General features: G+C 60.5%; 20 protein-coding genes and 1 pseudogene. 13 read left to right on the top strand and 8 right to left on the bottom strand.

Going from position 1 to position 22,066, the window contains the following annotated elements; translation table 11 throughout:
* The first annotated feature begins 13 nt into the window (after nucleotides 1-13).
* Nucleotides 14-1,042, top strand: coding sequence for a DUF6515 family protein (locus tag IB245_RS15920; protein WP_008044572.1), 1,029 nt, complete (start codon nucleotides 14-16; stop codon nucleotides 1,040-1,042).
* On the opposite strand, the gene IB245_RS15915 is transcribed toward IB245_RS15920, so the two are convergent.
* On the bottom strand, nucleotides 1,027-1,935 hold the full coding sequence (locus tag IB245_RS15915) for a cation diffusion facilitator family transporter (protein ID WP_008035150.1): 909 nt from the start codon (nucleotides 1,933-1,935) through the stop codon (nucleotides 1,027-1,029). The two genes, IB245_RS15920 and IB245_RS15915, sit on opposite strands and share 16 nt — an antisense overlap.
* A gap of 29 nt (nucleotides 1,936-1,964) precedes the next feature.
* Complete coding sequence (locus tag IB245_RS15910) at nucleotides 1,965-2,384, bottom strand: hypothetical protein (RefSeq protein ID WP_008035153.1); 420 nt, start codon at nucleotides 2,382-2,384, stop codon at nucleotides 1,965-1,967.
* 109 nt (nucleotides 2,385-2,493) lie between these two features.
* Here IB245_RS15910 and hrpB point away from each other — a divergent pair, with 109 nt between their 5' ends.
* Nucleotides 2,494-5,013: an ATP-dependent helicase HrpB gene (gene hrpB / locus IB245_RS15905; RefSeq protein WP_192228043.1), complete on the top strand. Its 2,520-nt coding sequence runs from the start codon at nucleotides 2,494-2,496 to the stop codon at nucleotides 5,011-5,013.
* 194 nt (nucleotides 5,014-5,207) lie between these two features.
* Here hrpB and IB245_RS15900 read toward each other — a convergent pair whose 3' ends face one another.
* Entirely contained in the window at nucleotides 5,208-5,714 is a 507-nt protein-coding gene (locus IB245_RS15900) for a hypothetical protein (RefSeq protein WP_192228042.1), read from the bottom strand.
* A gap of 418 nt (nucleotides 5,715-6,132) precedes the next feature.
* On the opposite strand from IB245_RS15900, the pseudogene IB245_RS29250 reads away from it, so the two are divergent.
* Nucleotides 6,133-6,284 (top strand): annotated as a pseudogene (locus tag IB245_RS29250) (ATP-dependent helicase C-terminal domain-containing protein); the annotation flags it as partial.
* A 170-nt stretch (nucleotides 6,285-6,454) separates the two neighbouring features.
* Here the strand turns inward: IB245_RS29250 and IB245_RS15890 are convergent.
* Nucleotides 6,455-7,384, bottom strand: coding sequence for a LysR substrate-binding domain-containing protein (locus IB245_RS15890; RefSeq protein ID WP_008031766.1), 930 nt, complete (start codon nucleotides 7,382-7,384; stop codon nucleotides 6,455-6,457).
* Between the two features lie 225 nt (nucleotides 7,385-7,609).
* Between IB245_RS15890 and IB245_RS15885 the strand changes: the two genes are divergently transcribed.
* The 5 genes from IB245_RS15885 to IB245_RS15865 all read left to right on the top strand — a co-directional run bounded on the left by IB245_RS15885 (nucleotide 7,610) and on the right by IB245_RS15865 (nucleotide 13,513).
* Nucleotides 7,610-9,100, top strand: coding sequence for an aldehyde dehydrogenase (locus IB245_RS15885; RefSeq protein ID WP_192228092.1), 1,491 nt, complete (start codon nucleotides 7,610-7,612; stop codon nucleotides 9,098-9,100).
* 21 nt (nucleotides 9,101-9,121) lie between these two features.
* The gene (locus IB245_RS15880; RefSeq protein WP_192228041.1) at nucleotides 9,122-10,492 is read left to right on the top strand and encodes an aspartate aminotransferase family protein; all 1,371 of its coding nucleotides are present in this window, start codon (nucleotides 9,122-9,124) and stop codon (nucleotides 10,490-10,492) included.
* Between the two features lie 397 nt (nucleotides 10,493-10,889).
* The gene (locus IB245_RS15875) at nucleotides 10,890-11,876 is read left to right on the top strand and encodes an ABC transporter substrate-binding protein (RefSeq protein WP_192228040.1); all 987 of its coding nucleotides are present in this window, start codon (nucleotides 10,890-10,892) and stop codon (nucleotides 11,874-11,876) included.
* Between the two features lie 9 nt (nucleotides 11,877-11,885).
* On the top strand, nucleotides 11,886-12,689 hold the full coding sequence (locus IB245_RS15870; RefSeq protein WP_008031757.1) for an ABC transporter permease: 804 nt from the start codon (nucleotides 11,886-11,888) through the stop codon (nucleotides 12,687-12,689).
* Entirely contained in the window at nucleotides 12,677-13,513 is an 837-nt protein-coding gene (locus IB245_RS15865; protein ID WP_192228039.1) for an ABC transporter ATP-binding protein, read from the top strand. Before IB245_RS15870 ends, IB245_RS15865 begins: the two co-directional genes overlap by 13 nt.
* 125 nt (nucleotides 13,514-13,638) lie before the next feature.
* Here IB245_RS15865 and IB245_RS15860 read toward each other — a convergent pair whose 3' ends face one another.
* Both IB245_RS15860 and IB245_RS15855 read right to left on the bottom strand, forming a co-directional pair.
* Nucleotides 13,639-14,718, bottom strand: a complete 1,080-nt coding sequence (locus IB245_RS15860) for an endonuclease/exonuclease/phosphatase family protein (protein WP_192228038.1) — start codon at nucleotides 14,716-14,718, stop codon at nucleotides 13,639-13,641.
* Nucleotides 14,719-14,784: 66 nt separating this feature from the next.
* Entirely contained in the window at nucleotides 14,785-15,459 is a 675-nt protein-coding gene (locus IB245_RS15855; protein WP_032828940.1) for a YciC family protein, read from the bottom strand.
* A gap of 178 nt (nucleotides 15,460-15,637) precedes the next feature.
* Here IB245_RS15855 and IB245_RS15850 point away from each other — a divergent pair, with 178 nt between their 5' ends.
* The 3 genes from IB245_RS15850 (at nucleotide 15,638) to IB245_RS15840 (ending at nucleotide 17,619) form a co-directional block, all read left to right on the top strand.
* Nucleotides 15,638-16,378: a DUF2076 domain-containing protein gene (locus IB245_RS15850; RefSeq protein ID WP_192228037.1), complete on the top strand. Its 741-nt coding sequence runs from the start codon at nucleotides 15,638-15,640 to the stop codon at nucleotides 16,376-16,378.
* A gap of 127 nt (nucleotides 16,379-16,505) precedes the next feature.
* Complete coding sequence (locus IB245_RS15845; RefSeq protein ID WP_008031749.1) at nucleotides 16,506-16,985, top strand: NYN domain-containing protein; 480 nt, start codon at nucleotides 16,506-16,508, stop codon at nucleotides 16,983-16,985.
* A 22-nt stretch (nucleotides 16,986-17,007) separates the two neighbouring features.
* Nucleotides 17,008-17,619 carry a PolC-type DNA polymerase III gene (locus IB245_RS15840; RefSeq protein ID WP_008041272.1) on the top strand — a complete coding sequence of 204 codons (612 nt, stop codon included), beginning with the start codon at nucleotides 17,008-17,010 and terminating at the stop codon, nucleotides 17,617-17,619.
* A gap of 127 nt (nucleotides 17,620-17,746) precedes the next feature.
* Here IB245_RS15840 and IB245_RS15835 read toward each other — a convergent pair whose 3' ends face one another.
* A complete protein-coding gene (locus IB245_RS15835; RefSeq protein WP_192228036.1) occupies nucleotides 17,747-18,199 on the bottom strand; it encodes an Lrp/AsnC family transcriptional regulator in 453 nt (150 codons plus the stop codon).
* Nucleotides 18,200-18,364: 165 nt separating this feature from the next.
* Between IB245_RS15835 and yedA the strand changes: the two genes are divergently transcribed.
* Both yedA and IB245_RS15825 read left to right on the top strand, forming a co-directional pair.
* A complete protein-coding gene (gene yedA, locus IB245_RS15830; protein ID WP_192228035.1) occupies nucleotides 18,365-19,291 on the top strand; it encodes a drug/metabolite exporter YedA in 927 nt (308 codons plus the stop codon).
* A gap of 65 nt (nucleotides 19,292-19,356) precedes the next feature.
* Nucleotides 19,357-20,691, top strand: coding sequence for a DEAD/DEAH box helicase (locus IB245_RS15825; RefSeq protein ID WP_008031738.1), 1,335 nt, complete (start codon nucleotides 19,357-19,359; stop codon nucleotides 20,689-20,691).
* A gap of 121 nt (nucleotides 20,692-20,812) precedes the next feature.
* Here IB245_RS15825 and IB245_RS15820 read toward each other — a convergent pair whose 3' ends face one another.
* Nucleotides 20,813-22,054, bottom strand: a complete 1,242-nt coding sequence (locus IB245_RS15820; protein WP_192228034.1) for a TIGR03862 family flavoprotein — start codon at nucleotides 22,052-22,054, stop codon at nucleotides 20,813-20,815.
* Nucleotides 22,055-22,066: the final 12 nt, after the last annotated feature.

The following is a 22,066-nucleotide window of genomic DNA, read 5'->3' as shown; positions in this document are numbered from 1 at the left end:
AGTGAGGAAAAGCATGAAGTCGCGCATCTGGCGTTTGGCCGGTGTTGGTTTGCTGTGTGTCAGTGTCACTGCGCAATCGCTGGCCGATGAGCCGCAGAACCGGGGTCCCGACAACGGACAGCGTGGGGACGGTCATCAGGGCAACAATCAGGGCCGTGGCGGCAACAATCAGCCGCGTCCGCAAAACAACGACATCATTCGTGGCGACAACAGTCGTCAGTTCGAGAACAACGGCCAGTCGCGCAATGGCGGGCAGTGGCAAAACAATCAGCCGCGAGACAACCCGCCGCGCGACTTCAACAGCCCCGTGCGGCCGCCACCGCCGCCGCCGCAATTGCCGGCCAACGACTTGCCGATCCAGGGCCGGCCCGACACCGTGCGCCAGACCCAGCAGCCGCAACGTGGTTACTATCAGGACATCCCGCGAAACAATGGTTACAACCAGCAATGGCAGACCGGCGGGCCGGGTTCACGTCCCGACGATCATCATTGGGCCGGTCGCCCGAATGGCCACGGTAACGGTTGGGGGCCAGGCCCGCAGTACCGTCCCGGGCATGTGATCGACCGCTTCCCGGACCGCGACTACCGCGTGCCGTATCGTGGGCAGGATTATTTCTTCTCCGGCGGCTACTGGTATCGCCCGCTCGGCCCGCGTTATGTCGTGGTGCAGCCGCCGCGCGGGATTCGCGTCAGCTACCTGCCTGATTACGCCCGTGAAGTGTGGATCGGCGGCGCGCTGTTGTTCCTGGCGGCGGGCTCGTACTACGCCTATCAGGAAAGCACTCAGGATTACGTGGTGGTCGAGCCGCCCGTGCAACCGCAACCGACCGGCAATGGCTATGACGTGGTGGCGTATCCCGCCAACGGGCAGTCGCCGCAGCAGGTCAATCAGGACGGCTACGAGTGTTATCAATACGCAGTGCAGCAGAGTGGCTTCGATCCGCGCACGGCCACCTACCAGCCGGATCCGTCGGTGGTGCAAGCCTACCGCCAGGCCCAGGGCAACTGCCTGAGCAGTCGCGGGTATCAGGTGAGTTTCTGATTTGCCCTGGCGGCCTTCACGACTTCCTGCGGGTCGGCGTGCACCAGCACCTCGGCTCGCGGGTACGCCGCGTGAATTGCATCGGCCGCCTGATCGCTGATGCCGTGGGCGACTGACAGGGTCAGCTCCCCCGGCAATTCCAGGTGCAATTGCACGAACCACTGGTTGCCGGAAACCCGTGTGCGCAGGTCATGCGCGCCCAGCACCCCCGGTACGCTGCAGGCCAGTTCGAGCATGTGTTGGCTGACGTCTGGCGGCAGCTCCTCGTCCATCAGCACCTTAAAACTTTCCCGGGCGATTTGAATGGCGCTCCAGAAGATGTAAGCGGCGATCCCCAATCCAAACCACGCGTCCATTTGATGCCAGCCAAACCCGGCCAGCACCAGCGCAACCAGAATGCTGCCATTGAGCAGCAAGTCCGAACGGTAATGCAGGGAATCGGCGCGCACCGCATTGGAGCCGGTGGCCTTGACGACCCGATGCTGCAACATCAGCAGGGCCAACGTCAGCGCCAGGGAAAACACGATCACGCCGATGCTGATCCACGGCGCACCCACCGGTTCCGGATGCTTGAGCCGATCAAACGCCTGCAACGCAATCAGCACCGCACTGCCGCCAATGAACAACGCCTGCGCCATGCCCGCCAGCGATTCGGCCTTGCCGTGCCCGTAACGGTGGTCTTCATCGGCGGGGCGCAAGGCGTAATGCACTGCCAGCAGGTTGAGCAGCGAGGCGATACCGTCGAGGGCCGAGTCGGTCAACCCGGCGAGCATGCTCACCGAACCGCTCAACCACCACGCGATGGCTTTGGCGACGATCAACGTGCACGCCACCGCCACCGAGGCACGGGTCGCCAGCCGCAGCAGGCGGGCGTGTTCGGAGCTGGAAATCATAAGTGCGGCTATTCCTTTATGTGCACGGATTACGCGGCAGGTTGCAGGCCGAGCAAGGCCAGTTGCTGAGTGCTGCCTTTGTGTTGAATCAAACGTGGATCGTCCAGCGGGAAGCTGCGGCCCAGTTCGGTTTCAAGAATAGTCTGCAATTTGTGGGTATCGACCTTGCCGTCGGCACCGATCGCTTCCTTGAGTTTTTCCGGTGCCACCTGTGCGGTCTCGCCCGGTGCGTAGTAGATCGCGCCGGTGGCGAAGTCCACGGCAAACGCGATCAGGCCGGGGATGATGTAGAACAGCAGGCCCACGGCATCCAGCGCGGCGATGGCCGGGTCAATCTTGCCTTCGATCTGCCCGCGGCGATCAGGGTAGAAGATCGATCCGCAAGCGGTTACCTGGGTCAGCAAGGTGGCAACCAATACACCGCCAATCAGGCGAAAGGGAACACGCATATGAAATCTCCTGGGTAATTTCAAAACGAAAGGGCGTCTCTATGAATTAGGACCCTGATAAACGCCGAGCAGTTCGCCGTTATACTCGGCCCTCTGTTTGGGAGCCAGCATGATTTCTTTGCCGATTGATGAAGTTTTACCCGCCCTGCGTGAAGCCTTGGCGACACGCCACGAAGCCGTGCTCGAAGCACCGCCCGGTGCCGGTAAAACCACCCGTGTTCCATTGGCCCTGCTCAACGAGCCGTGGCTGGCCGGGCAGACCATTCTGATGCTTGAACCGCGTCGGTTGGCTGCACGTGCGGCGGCTGAGCGCTTGGCCAGTGAGTTGGGCGAGAAGGTCGGTGAAACCGTCGGTTATCGCATTCGGCTGGACAGCAAAGTCGGGCCACGGACGCGGATTGAAGTGGTCACCGAAGGCATTCTCACCCGGCGCTTGCAGGATGATCCGGCGCTGGAAGGCGTGGGCTTGCTGATCTTCGACGAATTTCATGAGCGCAGTCTTGATGCCGATCTGGCCTTGGCCCTCAGCCTGAATGGCCGGGAACTGTTCCGCGATGATCAACCGCTGAAAATTCTTTTGATGTCGGCCACCCTTGAAGGCGAACGCCTGGCCGGGTTGCTCGATGACGCGCCGATCCTGCGCAGTGAAGGGCGCATGTACCCGGTGGCGATGCGCTGGGGCCGACCGTTCCAGCCCGGTGAATTCATCGAGCCGCGCCTGGTGCAAACCATCCTCGAAGCCTTGAACGATGAAACCGGTAGCCTCCTGGTGTTCCTGCCGGGGCAAGCGGAAATCCGCCGGGTGCATCAACAACTGGCCGATGCGCTGGGCGAAAACACACAGGTGTTGCTCTGCCCGTTGCACGGTGAACTGGACCTCGCCGCGCAACGCGCCGCGATTGATCCCGCCCCGGCGGGCAAACGCAAAGTGGTGCTGGCGACCAACATCGCCGAGACCAGCCTGACCATCGACGGCGTACGTGTGGTGATCGATGCCGGGTTGGCGCGGGTGCCGCGTTTCGATCCGGGCAGCGGCATGACTCGCCTCGACACGCAGCGCATCTCCCGCGCCAGCGCCACGCAACGTGCGGGGCGGGCAGGGCGGCTGGAGCCGGGCGTGTGTTATCGCTTGTGGTCGCAGGATCAACACGAGCAACTGGCGGCGTATGCCAGTGCGGAAATTCTTTCGGCGGACCTTGCCGGTCTGGCTTTGCAGCTCGGTCGCTGGGGCGTGACACCGACGCAACTGGTGTGGCTCGACGTGCCGCCCGCCGCCGCGTATGCCCAGGCTCAGGACTTGCTTGATCGCCTTGGCGCACTGGATGGCGAAGCGCTGACCCGCCACGGTCAGGCCATGGCCGAACTGCCGGCGCATCCGCGCATCGCCCATTTGCTACTGCGCGGTCAGGCGCTGGGCTTGGCTGACATGGCGTGCGATGTCGCGGCATTGCTCGGCGAGCGGGATATCTTGCGCGGTGCCGGCGCCGATCTGCACAGTCGACTGGTGCTGTTGTCCGGCGAAGAGCGTGCTGCACGCGGTGCTCAGGGTGGTGTTCAGCGAGCGCGGCAACTGGCGCGTCAATACCGTGGTTATCTGCGTGGCAAGGCGTCGGAACCGGTCAGCGATCCGGAGCATCCGCGCTGGCTCGGCGCCTTGCTGGCGCTGGCCTATCCCGACCGTGTGGCGCAGCAACGTCGAGCGGGTGGCGCGGAATATCGCCTGGCCAACGGCCGTGCCGCGTTGTTCGCCGAAGCCGACAGCTTGATGAAACAACCGTGGCTGGTAATCGCCGATCTCGGCAGCCGTCAGGGGCAGCGTGAGGAACGGATTTATCTGGCGGCGGATTTTGATCCGGCGTTGTTCGATTCGGTGCTCGCCGAACAGGTACGCGTGGTCGATCAGCTGGATTGGGACGAGCGTGAAGGCGTGTTGCGCGCCGAGCGTCAGCGCAAGGTTGGCGAGTTGATCCTCAGCCGTGAACCGTTGACCGGGCTCGATGAAACAGCGCGCAGTCAGGCGTTGGTGAATCTGGTGCGGCGCAAGGGGCTGGAGTTGTTGCCGTGGACGCCGGAGTTGCGTCAGTGGCAGGCGCGGGTGGCTTTGTTGCGGCAGTTGGACATTGCCGGCAAGGGCGAGAGTGAGTGGCCGGATGTCAGTGATGCTGCGCTGCTCAAAAGCCTTGAACACTGGTTGATGCCGTACCTGGGGAAGGTTTCGCGACTCAGTCATTTTGCCAATCTGGATCTCACAAGCATTGTTCATAACCTATTGCCGTGGCCGCTGCCGCAACGGCTCGATGAGCTGGCGCCGCATCATTTGAGCGTGCCTTCAGGGTCGTCGATTCGTCTGGATTACAGCGAGCAGCCGCCGATTCTGGCGGTGCGGTTGCAGGAGTTGTTCGGTTTGGCCGAAACCCCGCGCATCGCTGGCGGGCGGCAGGTGGTGAAGTTGCATCTGTTGTCCCCGGCGCGGCGGCCGGTGCAGGTGACACAGGACCTGGCGAACTTCTGGCGCAGTACGTACGCCGAGGTGAAAAAGGATCTGAAGGGGCGGTATCCGAAGCATTACTGGCCGGATGATCCGCTGGTGGCGGAGGCGACGGCGCGGGCGAAGCCGAGAAAATCCTGACGTCGTATCAGGTCGGGGTTCTAAGCTGCGGCAGTCAAACACCACAAATCTAGTGTGGCACTCCCTTGGATATGGGAAATGCCGCCCAACTTTGGCCCCGCGCCATCGATGGGCTTACCGTATCATCAGTTTGGCTGAAAACTTCAATTACGATTGCGCGGTGACGGGTAAAGTCGCCGAACCGAATGATTTCCTCACTCTTCCTTGAGGACGTGCGGGCCAGCTACCGGTACCTTTACTTCGTGCAAATTGCATCCGTTTTGATAGGGTCTCTCCATATTGCCTTGGAGTTCAGGTCCACCGTTGCCAACTACATGAATGGACGAGCTATGCCAGTTTCCGTCCATAGGGATTTTATATTGAGTCTGAGATACGGCGCCGGGGGCGTTTACAGTCAAATTGGCTGACGCTTCGGAATGATTTGGATACTCCGTTAGGTGAACCCTTGTGACTTTCACATTGAGTTTGCCGGTAGTGTCGCGCCATTCGTCGACCTCCGCGGTGACGGCTTGATTTAGATGTGAAAAATCGCAGCTATATACATGTTTATCTACGTCAGGAGAAGGGTCGCCTGGATTAGTCTTCGTTGTTTTCACAGTTTCTTTAATGGGCGTCTGTGCCGCGGCTTGTTGATATACGCTTAACAATGCAGCGCAGGCGAACATGATGAAGGGTAGAGGCTTTGTAACGATTGTGAACATAGAGTTCTCCACTTACTGAAGATTATGTTAATCAGGCGTCCGCACGAGTCTGGTGCGAGAAATTCCGGGCAAATAAATGCTGCGAACGGTCTTTAAAGTCGTTAAGGGTTTTGTTGCTTTTTAATGCGGATTGTCTTTTACATTACTTATATTTCTAATGAAGTAAGTTGGAAAAATTAAACTTGGCGTGAGTTGATTGTCACCGAAAATTTCAAGGCGGCGCACTGTGATAATTGACAGTTTTTTATAACTAATCGGAATTTAATCGATAACGAATCAACACCTTTGGCATTCTAAACATGCCGCGTCGATACGGCTTTTTGGGACCGGGATGTTCATTCGCACTGCTAGAAACTTTGTATGAAACCACAGGGTTGATGCCGTATCTGGGCAAGGTTGCGCGGCTGAGTCATTTTGCCAACCGGTGCAAGTGACGCAGGATCTGGCGAACTTCTGGCGCAGTACGTATGCCGAGGTGAAGAAGGATTGAAGGGGCGGTATCCGAAGCATTATTGGCCGGATGACCCGTTGGTAGCCGAAGCGACCGCACGAATCAAACCCCGCAAGTAATATGCACACCCCGACACTGTAGGAGCTGGCTTGCTGGCGATAGCGGTGGGTCAGTCAATGATTTATTGGTTGGACGGACGCCATCGCCAGCAAGCCGGCTCCTACAGGGTTGGGTTCACCCCAATTCCTCAAACATCCACGCACCTTGTAGGAGCCGGCAAGCCGGGCTCCTACAAGGTCGGGTGTGATCTTTCGGCCTTGGCGGTGAGTTGTTCGCGGCAGTAATCGGCAAACAGCTGCGCCGGTTTGGTCAACTGCCCGCGCTTCAGCCACGCCGCCACCAGCCCTGAGCCGGTGATGTCTTCGACGATGTCCACGCACACCACTTTCTGCCCGTCGTAGGTGCACTCCGAGTGCGGGCGGGTGACCAAGATCGAGAAGCCGAACCCTTGGCCGACCATGCCCCGGACCATCTCGATCGACGGTGAGCTGAACGCAATGTTCGGCGACAGGCCCAGTTCTTCGAACAGGCTGACGAAGTAGGTCCGGCTCGGTTGCACGTCCAGCAGAATCATCGGCTCCAGGCACAGATCGCGCAGGGACACTTGCTTGAGTTGAGCAAAGCGATGATCCGCCGGCAGCAAGGCATAAGGCCGCTGCGCCGGCATCAAGGGTTCGGTTTCGATGGTGGCGTCGAGGTCGTGTTCATAGAGGATCGCCAGGTCGAAGGTTCCCGAGGTCAGGCCTTGCACCAACTCCTGCTGCTCGCCGTCGCGGATGCGGATTTTCACGCCGGGATACAGCGCCGAGAACCCGGCAATCAATTGCGGCAGGTACAGCGGCGCGACGGTTTCGAAGCAGCCGATGTCGATTTGTCCGGCCACCACGTCGTTGTCGGCCAGGGCGTTCTGTTCGAACTCCTTGGCCATGCGCAACAGTTCCTGGGCCTTGCGGTAGAAGCGTGCGCCGCTGGGCGTCAGGGACACGCCTTGGGCGTGATGACGGATCAGCAATTGCACGCCGAAGCTGTCTTCCAGGCCTTTGATCGCCGTGGAAATGGCCGGCTGGGCGATGTACAGCTTGCGCGACGCCTCGGCGACGCTGCCGCATTCGACGGTGGTGATGAAGTACTTCAATTGACGCAGGTTGTAGGCAGCCACGGCAAACCTCGGGGTGGATGGACTCGACATCCAGCAATTTTTGCGCCGACTGCGTCCGTTCTGACGACGGTGTTGTTGTGCCTGAACAATAACCACATACCGCACGACCGGGGAGATGGGCTGCCCAGTTTTTTCATGGTCTGCGAAGACATTTTTACTATTTTTCCTCGACACGGGCCTGGGCCACCATCCAATTCACAAGAAAAGCCCATGGAGCATCTGAACGTGTTCGAGCTTACCTACTGGCAAAACAAGGCCGCTGCGCTGGCGTTTCCCGACCAGGCCCTGATTGATGGCAAACCCTGTTCGGCGCAGTCGGGGCAAACCTTCGCCGCGATCAACCCGGCCACCGGCCAGCACCTGGCCAACGTGACAGCGTGCGGTGATGAAGAAGTGAACGCCGCCGTCAAAAATGCGCGGCAGGTGTTCGAGGCCGGCACCTGGTCGGCGCGTTCGCCAAACGAGCGCAAGCAAGTGCTGCTGCGCCTGGCTGATCTGATCATGACCCACCGCGAAGAACTGGCGCTGCTGGATTCGCTGAACATGGGCAAGCCAGTGATGGACGCCTACAACATCGACGTGCCGGGCGCCGCCGGGGTGTTTCGCTGGTACGCCGAAAGCCTCGACAAACTCTACGACCAGATCGCCCCGAGCGCGCAGAACGTACTGGCGACCATCACCCGCGAAGCGCTGGGCGTGGTCGCCGCCGTGGTGCCATGGAATTTCCCGCTGGACATGGCTGCATGGAAACTCGCGCCCGCGCTGGCGGCAGGCAACTCGGTGATCCTCAAACCCGCCGAGCAATCACCGTTTTCTGCCCTGCGTCTGGCCGAGTTGGCGCTTGAAGCCGGCTTGCCAGCAGGCGTGCTCAACGTGCTGCCGGGTCTCGGTGAACAAACCGGCAAAGCCCTCGGTTTGCACCCGGACGTCGATTGCCTGGTGTTCACCGGCTCCACAGAAGTCGGCAAATTTTTCATGCAGTATTCCGCGCAATCGAACCTGAAACAGGTGTGGCTGGAGTGCGGCGGCAAGAGCGCCAACCTGGTGTTCGCCGATTGTCAGGACCTGGATCTGGCGGCCGAAAAAGCTGCGTTCGGCATCTTCTTCAATCAGGGTGAAGTGTGCTCCGCCAACTCGCGGTTGCTGGTGCAACGTTCGATCCATGACGAGTTCGTCGAGCGCCTCAAGGCGCAGGCCGAACGCTGGTTGCCGGGCGATCCGCTGGATCCGTCGAGCAGCGCCGGGGCGATTGTCGATAGTCGCCAGACCGCGCGCATCATGAAGTTTATCGAGCAAGCCCAGCGCCAGGGCGCAACCAAGGTGTGCGGTGGTCGGCAGTCAATTTTCAACGGCTCCGACAACTTCATCCAGCCGACGATTTTCACTAACGTGACCCCGGACATGCCGCTGTTTCGCGACGAGGTGTTCGGCCCGGTGCTGGCGATCACGGCGTTCGATGACGAGGCACACGCCTTGCAACTGGCCAACGACAGCGTCTACGGCCTGGCCGCTTCGCTGTGGACCGACGACCTCAATCGCGCCCACCGCGTGGCGCGGCAATTGCGCGCCGGCACGGTGTCGGTGAACAGCGTCGATGCACTCGACGTGACGGTGCCGTTCGGCGGCGGCAAGCAGTCCGGTTTCGGCCGTGACCTGTCGCTGCACTCATTCGATAAATACACCCAGTTGAAGACCACCTGGTTTCAACTGCGCTAATAACAAAACGGAGAACTGGCGATGACCACACCACGTGAAACCCGCGACTACCAGGCCGCCGACGCTGCGCACCACATCCACGCATTCGTAGATCAGAAAGCGCTCAACGATGAAGGACCACGGGTGATGGTCCGTGGCGAGCGCCTGCACCTGTGGGATAACGATGGTCGGCGCTACCTCGACGGCATGTCCGGGCTGTGGTGCACCAACCTCGGTTACGGCCGCAAGGATCTGGCGGCGGCAGCGGCTCGGCAGCTTGAGCAATTGCCGTACTACAACATGTTTTTCCACACCACTCACCCGCAGGTGATCGAGCTTTCGGAGCTGCTGTTCAGCCTGCTGCCGGGGCACTACAGCCACGCGATCTATACCAACTCCGGCTCCGAAGCGAACGAGGTGCTGATCCGCACCGTGCGCCGTTACTGGACCATCCTCGGCAAGCCCGAGAAGAAAATCATGATCGGTCGCTGGAACGGTTACCACGGTTCGACACTGGCGGCGACGGCGCTCGGTGGCATGAAGTTCATGCACGAAATGGGCGGCATGCTGCCGGACATCGAACACATCGACGAACCGTATTTCTTCGCCCACGAAGGCAACCTGACCCCGGCTGAATTCGGCCTGCGGGCGGCGCAGCAACTGGAAGCGAAGATTCTCGAACTGGGCGCGGACAAGGTCGCCGGGTTTATCGCCGAACCGTTCCAGGGCGCGGGCGGGATGATCTTCCCGCCAGAAAGTTACTGGCCGGAAATCCAGCGGATCTGCCGCAAGTACGACGTGCTGTTGTGCGCCGACGAAGTGATCGGCGGCTTCGGTCGCACTGGCGAATGGTTCGCCCATGAGCACTTCGGTTTCGAGCCGGACACCCTGTCGATTGCCAAGGGGCTGACCTCCGGCTACATCCCCATGGGCGGGCTGATCCTGTCGAAAAAAATGGCGCAGGTGTTGGTGGAGCAGGGCGGGGTGTTTGCCCACGGCCTGACCTATTCCGGACACCCGGTGGCGGCAGCGGTGGCCATCGCCAACCTCAAGGCGTTGCGCGATGAAGGCGTGGTGACGCGGGTCAAGGATGACATCGGGCCGTACCTGCAACAGTGCTTGCGTGAGGTGTTCGGCAATCACCCGTTGGTGGGGGATATTCAGGGTGTCGGGATGGTGGCGGCGTTGCAGTTGGCCGAAGACAAAACCAGTCGCAAGCGCTTTGCCAACGAGAATGATATTGCCTGGCGTTGCCGCACGATTGGGTTTGAAGAGGGGGTGATTATTCGTTCGACGCTGGGGCGGATGATCATGGCGCCGGCGTTGATTGCCAGTCGGGAAGAGGTTGATGAGTTGGTTGGCAAGACGCTGAAAGCGGTCGATCGTACGGCTCAGGAATACGGCCGGCTCTGATGTAGCCGAAGGTCCTGCGGACCTTTTCGCGGGCAAGCCTCGCTCCTACAGGTTTATTGTCGGCCTCGGATTTTAGGCCTGACACATAACCTGTAGGAGCGAGGCTTGCCCGCGAAAGCTTTTGCCGATTCACCCCACCTCTCACCTTTTGCACAAAGCCCGTGCACCCCCGCCAACCCCGCCCTTTTACCGCGCACGCTACCCAGTTTTTTCATCACTCCCACCGACATATTTCCTAATTTTCCTTCTCCCCACCTTGGTCCAACATCGACCTCGCCAGTCAGCCGAGCACTGCCCACCAAAAGGTCCATCAGAGACCACCCGTGGCAGCGCTTCTCCAGGGCTGCTGGCCGTACTGCCCATGACAAAACTAAATCAACAGCTTTGGGAGTGCTCCATGATCAAGTCCTTGCTAACCCGCGTCGCTCATCCACTGGCGGTCACCGCCATTGCCGCCTCGGTCGCCACCAGCGCCCAGGCCGGCACCCTGTCCATCGGCCATACCACATGGGTCGGTTACGGCACGCTCTACCTCGCCCAGGACCTGGGCTACTTCAAGGAAGGCGGTTTGACCGTCGAGTTGCCCGTTGTCGAAGAGGCTTCGATGTACATGGCCGCGCAAGCCTCGGGCGAATTGTCCGGCTCGGCCTCGACCATCGATGAAGTACTGAAATACCGTCCGCAATTCTGCTTCAAAGCCGTAGCCGCACTCGATGACAGCCATGGTGGCGACGGTGTTCTGGTGGGCAAGGACATCAAGAGCCTGCAGGAGCTGAAAGGCAAAGCCGTGGCGGTGAACGAAGGTTCGACTTCGCAGTTCTGGCTCTCGTACTTGCTGAAAAAACACGGCATGAGCATGAGCGACATCACCGTGCAGAACATGACGGCTGACGACGCAGCCACCGCGTTCATCGCCGGTCGTGTGCCTGCCGCCGTGACCTGGGAACCGCACCTGTCGATGGTGCGTGACAAGAAACAAGGCAAAGTCTTGATCGACAGCAGCAGCACGCCTGGCGTGATTGTCGATGTGGTCGCGCTCAACTGCACGGTCATCGAGAAACAGCCGGAAGACGTCAAGGCGTTGGTCGCCGGTCTGTACAAAGCAGTGCAGTACACCAAGGACCATCCGCAGGAAGCCTACAAAATCATGGCCAAGGGTGTTGGCGGTTACCTCGCCGATCCGAAGGAACTGGCCGCCGCCGCGCAAGGCGTGCGCTTCTACGATCAGGCCATGAGCGAAAAACTCCTGGGCTCGCCGGGCAAGCCGGGCGACAGCGAACCGTTGATCAAACTGGCCAACGAAACCGCCAGTGAATTGCAGGGCAAACCCTACAGCGTCAGCAATGACGACCTGATCGACAACCGTTTCGTCAGCCCGCTGTAGGAGGTTCGCATGTTCAAGCGCAATTCATGGCTGAGCCGTTGCATCACGCCCAAGACCGGCTTGCCGGTTTCGGTGATCTGGAGCGCGAGCGGCCTGGCCTGGGTGTTGTTGGTTGGCCTGTGGGCCGGGTTGTCTTACGGCGGCGTGGTGCCGGGCATGTTCTTGCCGACGCCGGGCGCGGTGGTCGAAGCCGCCGTGCGCCTGAGCCGCGATGGCACGCTCGGTTTACACGTGTGGGCCAGTCTTGAAGTGGTGGTGGTCGGTTTCGTCGTTTCGTCGCTGGTGGCGGTGCCGCTGGGGTTGCTGATGGGCAGCTTCCGCATCGTTCAGGCGTTCCTCGAACCGATGGTCAATTTCATCCGCTACCTGCCGGTGACCTCGTTCGTGCCGCTGTTCATTCTGTGGATCGGTATCGGTCTGGAGCAGCGTGTCTCGGTAATCATCTTCGGCGTGTTTTTCCAGCAACTGGTGATGATCGCGGACGTGTCCAAAGGCATCTCCAAAGACCTGATCAACGCCTCTTACACACTCGGTTCTAACCGCCGCGATGCGGTGTTGCATGTGATCGCACCGGCCTCGTTGCCGGGTGTACTCGACACCTTGCGCGTGACCATGGGCTGGGCCTGGACGTACCTGGTGGTCGCCGAACTGGTCGCCGCTTCCAGTGGCCTGGGTTACTTGAGTCTTAAAGCCATGCGCGGCTTTCAGGTGGATGTGATCTTCCTCGCCATCGCGATCATCGGCCTGTTGGGCCTGGTCACCGATCAACTGTTCCGTTTCCTTCGTCTGAGGATTGCCGCATGGGCTCAGTAACCGCCGTCAACCCGCGTATCGTCACACCGATGGCTGCCCCGGCCTACGCCGCGCCTCGTTTGCAAGTGGACAAAGTCAGCCTGCGTTACCAGAAGCCCGATGGTGGCATGTTCACCGCGCTGGATCAGGTTTCGTTCGAAGTTCCGGATCAGCAATTCGCGGTGCTGGTCGGGCCGTCGGGTTGCGGCAAGTCGAGCTTGCTGTACCTCACTGCCGGTCTGAACGAGCCTACGGAAGGCGAGATCTACGTCGGCGGCCAGCAAGTTCAAGGGCCGGGCGCGGACCGCGGCATGGTGTTCCAGAGCTACACGCTGTTTCCGTGGCTGACTGTGCGGCAGAACGTCGAGTTCGGTCTCAAGCGTCGCGGCATGGCGGCGGCGCAGCGCAAGGACATCGTCGATTACTACGTCAACGAAGTCGGTCTCAGCGGGTTCGCCGACAACTACGCCAAGCAGTTGTCCGGCGGCATGATGCAGCGGGTGGCGATTGCCCGCGCTTTGGCCAACGACCCGCAAATCCTGCTGATGGACGAACCCTTCGGCGCCCTCGACAGCCAGACGCGCCTGCAAATGCAGCAGCTGTTGTTGCGCGTTTGGGGCAACAGCAAGAAGACTGTATTGTTCGTGACCCATGACATCGACGAGGCGATTCTGCTGGGTGATCGCGTCTACGTGATGGGCGCCAGGCCTGGGCGGATCAAGCAGATTCTGGACGTGCCGATCGAACGCCCACGGACCCTGGACATGGTCATGGAGCGCTCATTCATCGAGATGAAGCGCGATATTTTCGGGCTGCTGCATGACGACCTGGAGGAAGTCCATTGAACAACGCGATCCCTTGTAGGAGCCGGCTTGCTGGCGATGGCGTCGGTACCTTCAACGATGATGTTGCCTGACACACCGCTATCGCCAGCAAGCCGGCTCCTACAGGGGATTGTGTCCGGCCCGGATTACGGCGCAGCCGGCAGGAGGAACCGCGCAATCACCGGCAAATGATCGGAAATCCGCAACGTATCGTCCTGTCGCACCGTCGCCTCGACCCGTTTGATCCGAGGGCTGTAAAACAGGTAATCGACGGTGCGGTCCGGGCCGTTCAGGCCTGGATCATTCGGGTAATGCGTCAACCAACGTGCCCGATCGATGCCGCTGGCTTCATTGTTGGTCGGGATCATCGGGTACTTGTCCCACAACAGATGCAGCGCGCTGTCGGCGGAGTAGGGCGTGCGTTGTTCGGTGGGCAGGCGTCGATATTGCCCCAGCGGCAACAGGTTGAAGTCGCCGCCGATCAGCCACGGGGTGCTATGGCTTTCGTATTTGTCGAGGACTTTGGCCACCGCCGTCACCTGGGTCTGTAGCGTTTCGTCGGGTTGGGTGGCGCGGTCCAGATGGGTGTTGAGGACGGCCAACTGCCCGCCGTCGCTCAACGGCAGGTAAGTGGCCAGCAAGGCATTTTTCGGCTGGAACTGACGGCTGATGAAGTCGGTCGGCGCGACCGGCAGTTGCAGGCGTTCGGCGTGTTCGATCCGGTAGCGGCTGAGGGTTGCCAGTTGCCGGCCGACACTGCCGAAGATGTGCGGTTGCGGCACGAAGTCGGCTTTCCAGTCGAAGGCATGGGCGCTGCACGGATAGAGGTCGGCGAGGCGTTCCTGAAGCAGTTTGAACTGGTTCTGGTAATCGCTGGCCTTGGCGCCGTCATCGAGCTCTTGCAGCAACACGAGGTCCGGTTGTTCGTCGCGAATCACCCGCGCCACTTCATCGAGGCTGAAGGCCATGTCTTCAGGCGTCGGTTTTTCGTCGTCGCCGGCGGCCAGGTCATTCCAGAACACATAGCGCTTACCCGCCAGGTACTGAACGTTCCAGGTCATCACTTTCAACGCCTGGCCGGGCACCAGTGTCGGTGCTTGAACGTTGCAACTGACGGGCAAAACTTCCTTGGCTTCGGGGCGCCAGGTCAGGCTGTAGATCAGCAAGGCAATCAGGCCGATTGCTATCAACAGGCCCAGCAGGGTGTAGCGCAGTAGTCGGGTCATGGCTCGGCTTATAGCGTTACAAAAGATGGATCCGAGCATAACCGAGAGCCGGGCCGAAGCCCACGATCAGAGCGGCCGGTCGATTTTCTCGGGAACGTCGCTGATCAGCATGAACAAACGGAACAACACCACGCTGGTGAACAGTTGCAGGAAACTGTGGGCGCTGTCGATCAGCAGGGAAATCACCGGGTTCTGCGGTTCCGGATACACGTTGAGCGTCACACCCTTGAGTACCCACAACGGGCCCATCACACACAGGATGCACACCAGAATGCGCAGGAAATGACCGCGGGTCAGGCGCAAGCTTTCCTTCATTGCCGCCAGCGGCGCCAGGCCGCGCAGCACCAGCAGGTATTCGCTGAACGCCAACGTCACCATCAGCCAGATGCCCGGCAGGAAGTACAACGACAGGCCGAGCAGGATCATCAATGTATTGAGCGCCGTGAGCAGGGCGAAGCGCGGCCACAGGTACGCGGACCTCGCCAGCAGGTCACGGTTGCGCGGCGATTCGCCACGGCTGCGCGCGTCGAGAAACAGGATCAGGGCGGCGGTGTACAGCGGGTATACCAGCAGGCCGACGATCACGCTCACGCCGGGAAAGCTGTCCGGCACGGTGTTGTGGTCGACCACTTGTTGCAGCAGCGCTTCGAAAATCACCAGCGGCAGGCACAGCCGCACGATCTGGCTCAGATTGCGCTTGAAGAAATACAGCGAGTCACGCAGTACATCGAACGGATTCATCAGTCGGTATCGCAGGTTGAAAGCAGTGGCCCACTTTAACCGATGCAGCGCGTCGGGGCGCAAACGTAAACGTTCGGTAAAGGTCATTGAAACAACTTGTTTCAGCCTCCATTAAGGTCGAGCGCCGTATCCTCCCTGGAGAAGGTCAACGATTTCCCCGGCAATCTACGAGGTCGCCATGAACACCGAAGAGCAAACCCTGATCGATGGACTGTTTTCCCGGCTGCAACAGGCCGAAACGGACGCAACCCCACGCGATGCCCTGGCCGAGGCGCGGATCAAGGAACATCTGGCTCGCCAACCCGCGGCGGGCTACTTCATGACCCAGGCGATTCTGGTGCAGGAGGCAGCGATCAAGAGCCTCGACACACAGAACAAGCAACTCAGCGAGCAAATCCAGCAATTGCAGGCCGAACTGCAATCGGCCAAGTCCCAGGCACCTGCTCCGGCACCGAGCAGCGGCGGTTTCCTGTCGAGCATTTTCGGTGGCAGTTCCCGTGAAACGCCTGCGCCAAGTGCACCGCCCTCCAGCGGTGGCTGGCGTGAGCCGGGACGGCCGTCGTTCAACGCGCAGCCGCCACAGCAGAATTTCGCTGCGCCGCCACCGCAGCAGAACTACGCGCCGCAACAGCAGGCGCCGGCGGTTGGCAGCGGTTTCCTCGGCGGCGCGCTGAAAACTGCCGCGGGAGTGGCGGGTGGCGTGATGCTGGCACAAGGTATCAGCAGCCTGTTCCATCACAACCAGCAGCCGGAAGTGGTGGAAGTGATCAAGGAAGAGCCGGCTCAGGTCAACGATCACGGCGGTGACAACGGCTGGGGCGACGATCAGCGCGTGGCTGACAACTCCCAAGACTATGCCGACACCGACTACAGCGATGACAGTTCATCGTTCTTCGGCGACGACGATTCCTTCGTCTGACACGCCATTCGTCCGGAGCGCTGCGGCGCTCCGGGCCGATTATTCGCGGAACAATCCTCCGGGCTGGCATACTGGGCAACTTTTCGGGCCCAGTGCCTGATCCCGCCTGCGCGAAAGAGGATGCACGGTGAAAAAAATTGCAGTGTTCGCCGATGTCCAGAACCTCTACTACACCGTGCGTCAGGCCTATGGTTGCCACTTCAACTACGCCGCGCTGTGGGCTGACATCAGCAAGCAGGGCGATATCGTTGAAGCCTATGCCTACGCGATCGATCGCGGCGACAGCAAACAGCAGCAGTTCCAGCAGATCCTGCGCAACCTCGGTTTCACCGTGAAGCTCAAACCCTACATCCAGCGCAGCGACGGCTCGGCAAAGGGCGACTGGGACGTGGGCATCACCCTCGACATCATGGACGCCGCCGATCACGTCGACGAAGTGGTGCTGGCCTCCGGCGACGGTGATTTCGACATGTTGCTGGAACGCATCATCGCCAAGCACGGCGTACAAGCGGTGGCCTACGGCGTGCCGGGCCTGACAGCCAACTCGCTGATCCGCGCCGCCAGCCGCTACGTGCCGATCGAAGGCGCGTTGCTGCTCAAGAATTGATTTTTACGGAGTTGAAACAGGTTTGGAACGCATAGCAGTCATCGACTTTGAAACCACCGGGATCTCCCCGAGCAGCAGCTGCCGGGCCACGGAAATTGCCGTGGTGATCCTTGAACAGGGGCGCATCGTCGAGCGTTACCAAAGCCTGATGAACGCCGGCGTACGCGTCCCGGCCTTCATCGAACAACTCACCGGCATCAGCAACGCCATGCTGCGCACCGCGCCCTCGGCGGAACAGGTGATGAACGAGGTCAACGAGTTTGTTGGCACCACGCCGCTGCTGGCGCACAACGCCGCGTTCGACCAGAAGTTCTGGGACTTTGAACTGGGTCGGATCAAGCGTACGCGGTTGCAGAACTTTGCTTGTTCGCTGCTACTGGCCCGTCGGCTGATGCCGGCTGCGCCGAATCACAAGCTCGGCACGCTCACCACCTTCGCCCAACTGCCCGACACGGGTAAAGCTCACCGGGCGATGGCTGACGCCGAGATGGCGGCCAACCTGACGGCGCATCTGGCGCAGGAGTTGCGGCAGAAGCACGGGTTGCGCGAGTTGTCCCATGATCTGTTGGTCAGTTTGCAGAAAGTCCCGGCGGCCAAAATCAACGAACACCTCAAGCGCCATCGCGGGTTCTGACAGAAACACCGCTGACCCCCTGTGGGAGCGAGCCTGCTCGCGATAGCGATTTATCATTCAACATCTATGTTGCCTGACACTCCGCCATCGCGAGCAGGCTCGCTCCCACATTTGATCACCTGCAACTTTAGACCGGTTTCCCTTCCAACTGCCCCAACGGCACGCGCTTCTCTATCGCGCTCGACAACACAATCGACGTCTTGCTGAACCCGAACGTGGCAATCCGGTTGATCAGCTCTTCCAGCTCCGGCATCGAACCCACCGCCGCTTGCATGATCACGCACGGATCACCTGTCACCCGATGGCATTCGGTCAGCTGTGGGATTTTGATCAGGTCGTCGTAGGCTTTCTGGTTGCCGTGCTGATTCAGGCGCAGTTCGATCACGCACTGGATCGGCAAGCCCAGCTTGGCCATGTCGACTTTCGCCTGATAACCGGTAATCACCCCGCTGGCCTCAAGTTTGGCCACGCGCTCGGCCACGGCCGGGGCGGACAGGTTCACTTTGCGTGCGAGGTCGGCGTAGGACGCACGACCGTTTTCCAGTAGGGCGCTGAGGAGCATGCGGTCGTATTTGTCCATGAGCGAATTCCTGAAAAATGGCTGGCTTTCGAAAACACGGTATATAGCGCTGATCTCCGTGATTTGAAAAGTGTACCGGCGCTATAAACAGGTTTTGTAACTTATTTTCTGCTGTTCGCCTTTCTAGAATAGCTGTTCATTTGTCCTTGCCTGCGAGCTGCCCCCATGCCTGGCCTCCGTCGTTTTCCCTTGCCGTTGATCGCTGCCTTTTTCGCCTTGTACGTGATTTGGGGCTCGACTTACCTGGTGATCCGCATTGGCGTGGAGTATTGGCCGCCCTTGTTGCTCGCCGGTATTCGCTTCGTCATCGCCGGCACGTTGATGTACGCCTTCCTGCGCTGGCGCGGGGCGCCGGCACCGACCTGGGCGCAGTGGAAAGCGGCGGGGATCATCGGGATTTTGCTGCTGGCGTGCGGTAACGGCGGGGTCAGTGTGGCGGAACACATGGGCGTTGCTTCCGGCGTCGCGGCATTGGCGGTGGCGACGGTGCCGTTGTTTACCTTGCTCTGCGGCTATTTCTGGGGCGCGCGTAATACTCGTCTTGAATGGGCGGGGATTGTGCTCGGGCTGATCGGCATCGCCATGCTCAACCTCGGTTCCAACCTGCAATCGAGCCCGCTGGGTGCGATGTTGCTGATCTTTGCGGCGGCGGCCTGGGCGTTCGGTTCGGTCTGGAGCAAACACTTGCCGTTGCCCCAAGGCGCGATGGCCAGTGCCGTGGAAATGCTGGTGGGTGGCGTGGCGTTGCTGATCGGCAGTGCGATGAGTGGTGAACATCTGGAAGCCATGCCACCGATTGAAGGGTGGGCGGCGCTGGCCTATCTGACCTTCTTCGGTTCGATCATCGCCTTCAACGCCTACATGTACCTGTTGAAAAACGTGCGTCCGGCAGCGGCGACCAGTTATGCCTACGTCAACCCGGCGGTGGCGGTGTTGCTGGGGATCGTGTTTGTCGGCGAGACCATCGGCATCGAAGAAGCGCTGGCCATGCTGGTGATCATCAGTGCCGTGGTGCTGATCGGTTTGCCACAGTGGCGCCGGGCGCCGGAACGACCTGCTGCGGTGGTGCAGACAGAATCGAGTGTGAATTAGGGTAAACTGCGCGCCATTGCACACTTGTTTCGCACAACCGCGCTGAATTTTCCTACGGTAATCCCATGACTTTCGCCACCCTTGGCCTGATCGAACCCTTGCTGCGCTCTCTCGAGACGCTCGGCTACCAGACCCCGACGCCGGTTCAGGCGCAAGCCATTCCGGCGGTGCTGGCCGGTCGCGACCTGATGGCCGCCGCCCAGACCGGCACCGGCAAGACCGCCGGTTTCGCGCTGCCGCTGCTGCAATTGCTGGCCATGGAAGGGCCGAAAGTCACCGCCAACTCGGTGCGCGCATTGATTCTGGTGCCGACCCGCGAACTGGCCGAGCAGGTTCACGAAGCCGTGCGTCAGTACGCCGAGAACCTGCCGCTGAGCACTTACGCGGTATACGGCGGCGTCAGCATCAACCCGCAAATGATGAAGTTGCGCAAAGGCGTCGACCTGTTGGTGGCGACGCCGGGCCGTCTGCTCGATCTGTTCCGCCAGAACGCGCTGAAGTTCAACCAGTTGCAAACCCTGGTGCTGGACGAAGCCGACCGCATGCTCGACCTGGGCTTTTCCGAGGAGCTGGGGAACATTTACCGCGTGCTGCCGAAGAAACGTCAGACACTGCTGTTCTCCGCGACCTTCTCCGATGCGATTCGCCTGCTGGCCGGGCAAATGCTCAATGATCCGCTGAGCATCGAAGTCAGCCCGCGTAACGTTGCCGCCAACACCGTTAAACAGTGGGTGGTGACGGTGGACAAGAAGCGCAAGCCGGAGCTGTTCATCCACCTGCTGCGCAAGGGCAAGTGGAAGCAGGTGCTGGTATTCGCCAAGACCCGCAATGGCGTGGACGCGCTGGTGGAAAAACTCCAGGGCCTGGGCATCAACGCCGACGGCATCCATGGCGACAAACCTCAGGCTACGCGTCAACGTGCGCTGGACCGTTTCAAGGCCAGTGAAGTGCAGATCCTGGTGGCCACCGATGTCGCGGCCCGTGGTCTGGACATTGAAGATTTGCCATTGGTGGTCAATTTCGACCTGCCGATCGTGGCAGAGGACTACATCCACCGGATCGGTCGTACCGGCCGTGCGGGTGCCACCGGGCAGGCCATTTCGTTGGTCTGCGCCGATGAAGTGAATTTGCTGTCGGCCATTGAGACGTTGACGCGTCAGACGTTGCCTCGGCAGATGGAACACGATTTCGAACCTGAGCACCGTGTGCCGGACACCGATGCCAGCGGCCAGGTGGTGAAGAAACCGAAAAAACCGAAGAAGCCGAAGACGTCCAGCGGCGGTAAACGCAATTTGGGCAAATGGGTCGAGAGCGGGGATGCTTCGGCGCCGGAGCCTTCGATCAAGCCTGTGCGTAAGGTGCCGGTGTTTAATACTGGGCCGCGTAAGCGTAAGCCTTAATATTCGCTGCGCCGGTTAAGCCGTTTTCGCGGGCAAGCCTCGCTCCTACAGGATTTACGTCGAACCTGTAGGAGCGAGCGGTGCGGCGACCCGACTTGCCCGCGAAGGGCGCGCCTCGGTCTCAAGACTTGCGCTTGAGCCACTCCACCATCCCCAACCCCGCCGCTCGCCCACTGGCGAAACACGCAGTCAGCAGATAACCGCCCGTCGGCGCTTCCCAATCCAGCATTTCCCCCGCGCAGAACACGCCAGGCAGCTGCTTGAGCATCAAACGTTCATCCATCGCCTCGAACATCACGCCACCGGCAGTGCTGATGGCTTCGTCCAGTGGACGGGTTTTCACCAATGTCAGCGGCAGCGCCTTGATCGCTTTAGCCAACAACGCCGGATCGGCGAAGCATTCTGCCGGCGTCAATTCGCGCAGTAGCGCCGCTTTCACTCCGTCAATCCCAAGCTGGCTGTGCAGATGTTTGGACATTGAACGAGACCCGCGCGGTTTGCTCAGTGCCGTCTGAACTTTATCCACAGGCCGGCCCGGCAACAGGTCGAGGTGAATGGTCGCCGAGCCCTGCTGATTGATCGCTTCGCGGATGGGCGCCGACAGGGCGTAGATCAAACTGCCTTCAATCCCGGTGGCCGTAATCACACATTCCCCGAGCCGAGGGATGTCGTCATTGAGACCGATCGCGATATTTTTCAGCGGCGCGCCGGCGAATTTGCTGACCATCAATTCGCTCCAGGCCTGCACCTCGAAGCCGCAATTACTCGGCTGCAGCGGCGCCAGTCCTACGCCGTGCTGCTCCAGTGGCAGCATCCACGCGCCGTCCGAACCCAGGCGCGACCAACTGCCGCCACCGAGGGCGAGCAGCGTTGCTTCGGGCTTCAGGTTTTTTTCACCCTCAGGACTTTCAACACGCAAACCACCGTTGTTATCCCAGCCGAGCCAACGATGGCGGGTGTGGATAACTACGCCGGCCTCTCGCAACCGTTTGAGCCAGGCGCGCAACAGCGGCGCGGCTTTCATGTCGGTCGGAAACACCCGGCCGGAGCTGCCGACAAAGGTTTCGATGCCCAGGTCATGAATCCACTGGCACAGCGCCTCGGCACCAAAGGCTCGCAGCAGCGGTGCGATATGCGGTGCGCGCTCGGCGTAGCGTGAGAGGAATGCCGGATAGGCTTCGGAATGGGTGATGTTCATGCCGCCCACGCCAGCGAGGAGAAATTTCCTGCCGACCGAAGGCATGCCGTCGTACAGATCGACCTTGATCCCTGCCTGGCTCAACACTTCGGCCGCCATCAGGCCGGCGGGGCCGCCGCCGATGATGGCGACTTTAGGGGGGAGGGCGGCGGAAGATTGGGTCATGGTGTGCGCTGC

Source organism: Pseudomonas sp. PDM02 (assembly GCF_014852285.1).
Lineage (GTDB): Bacteria > Pseudomonadota > Gammaproteobacteria > Pseudomonadales > Pseudomonadaceae > Aquipseudomonas > Aquipseudomonas migulae.
This window is presented reverse-complemented; position numbering and strand designations above follow the sequence as displayed.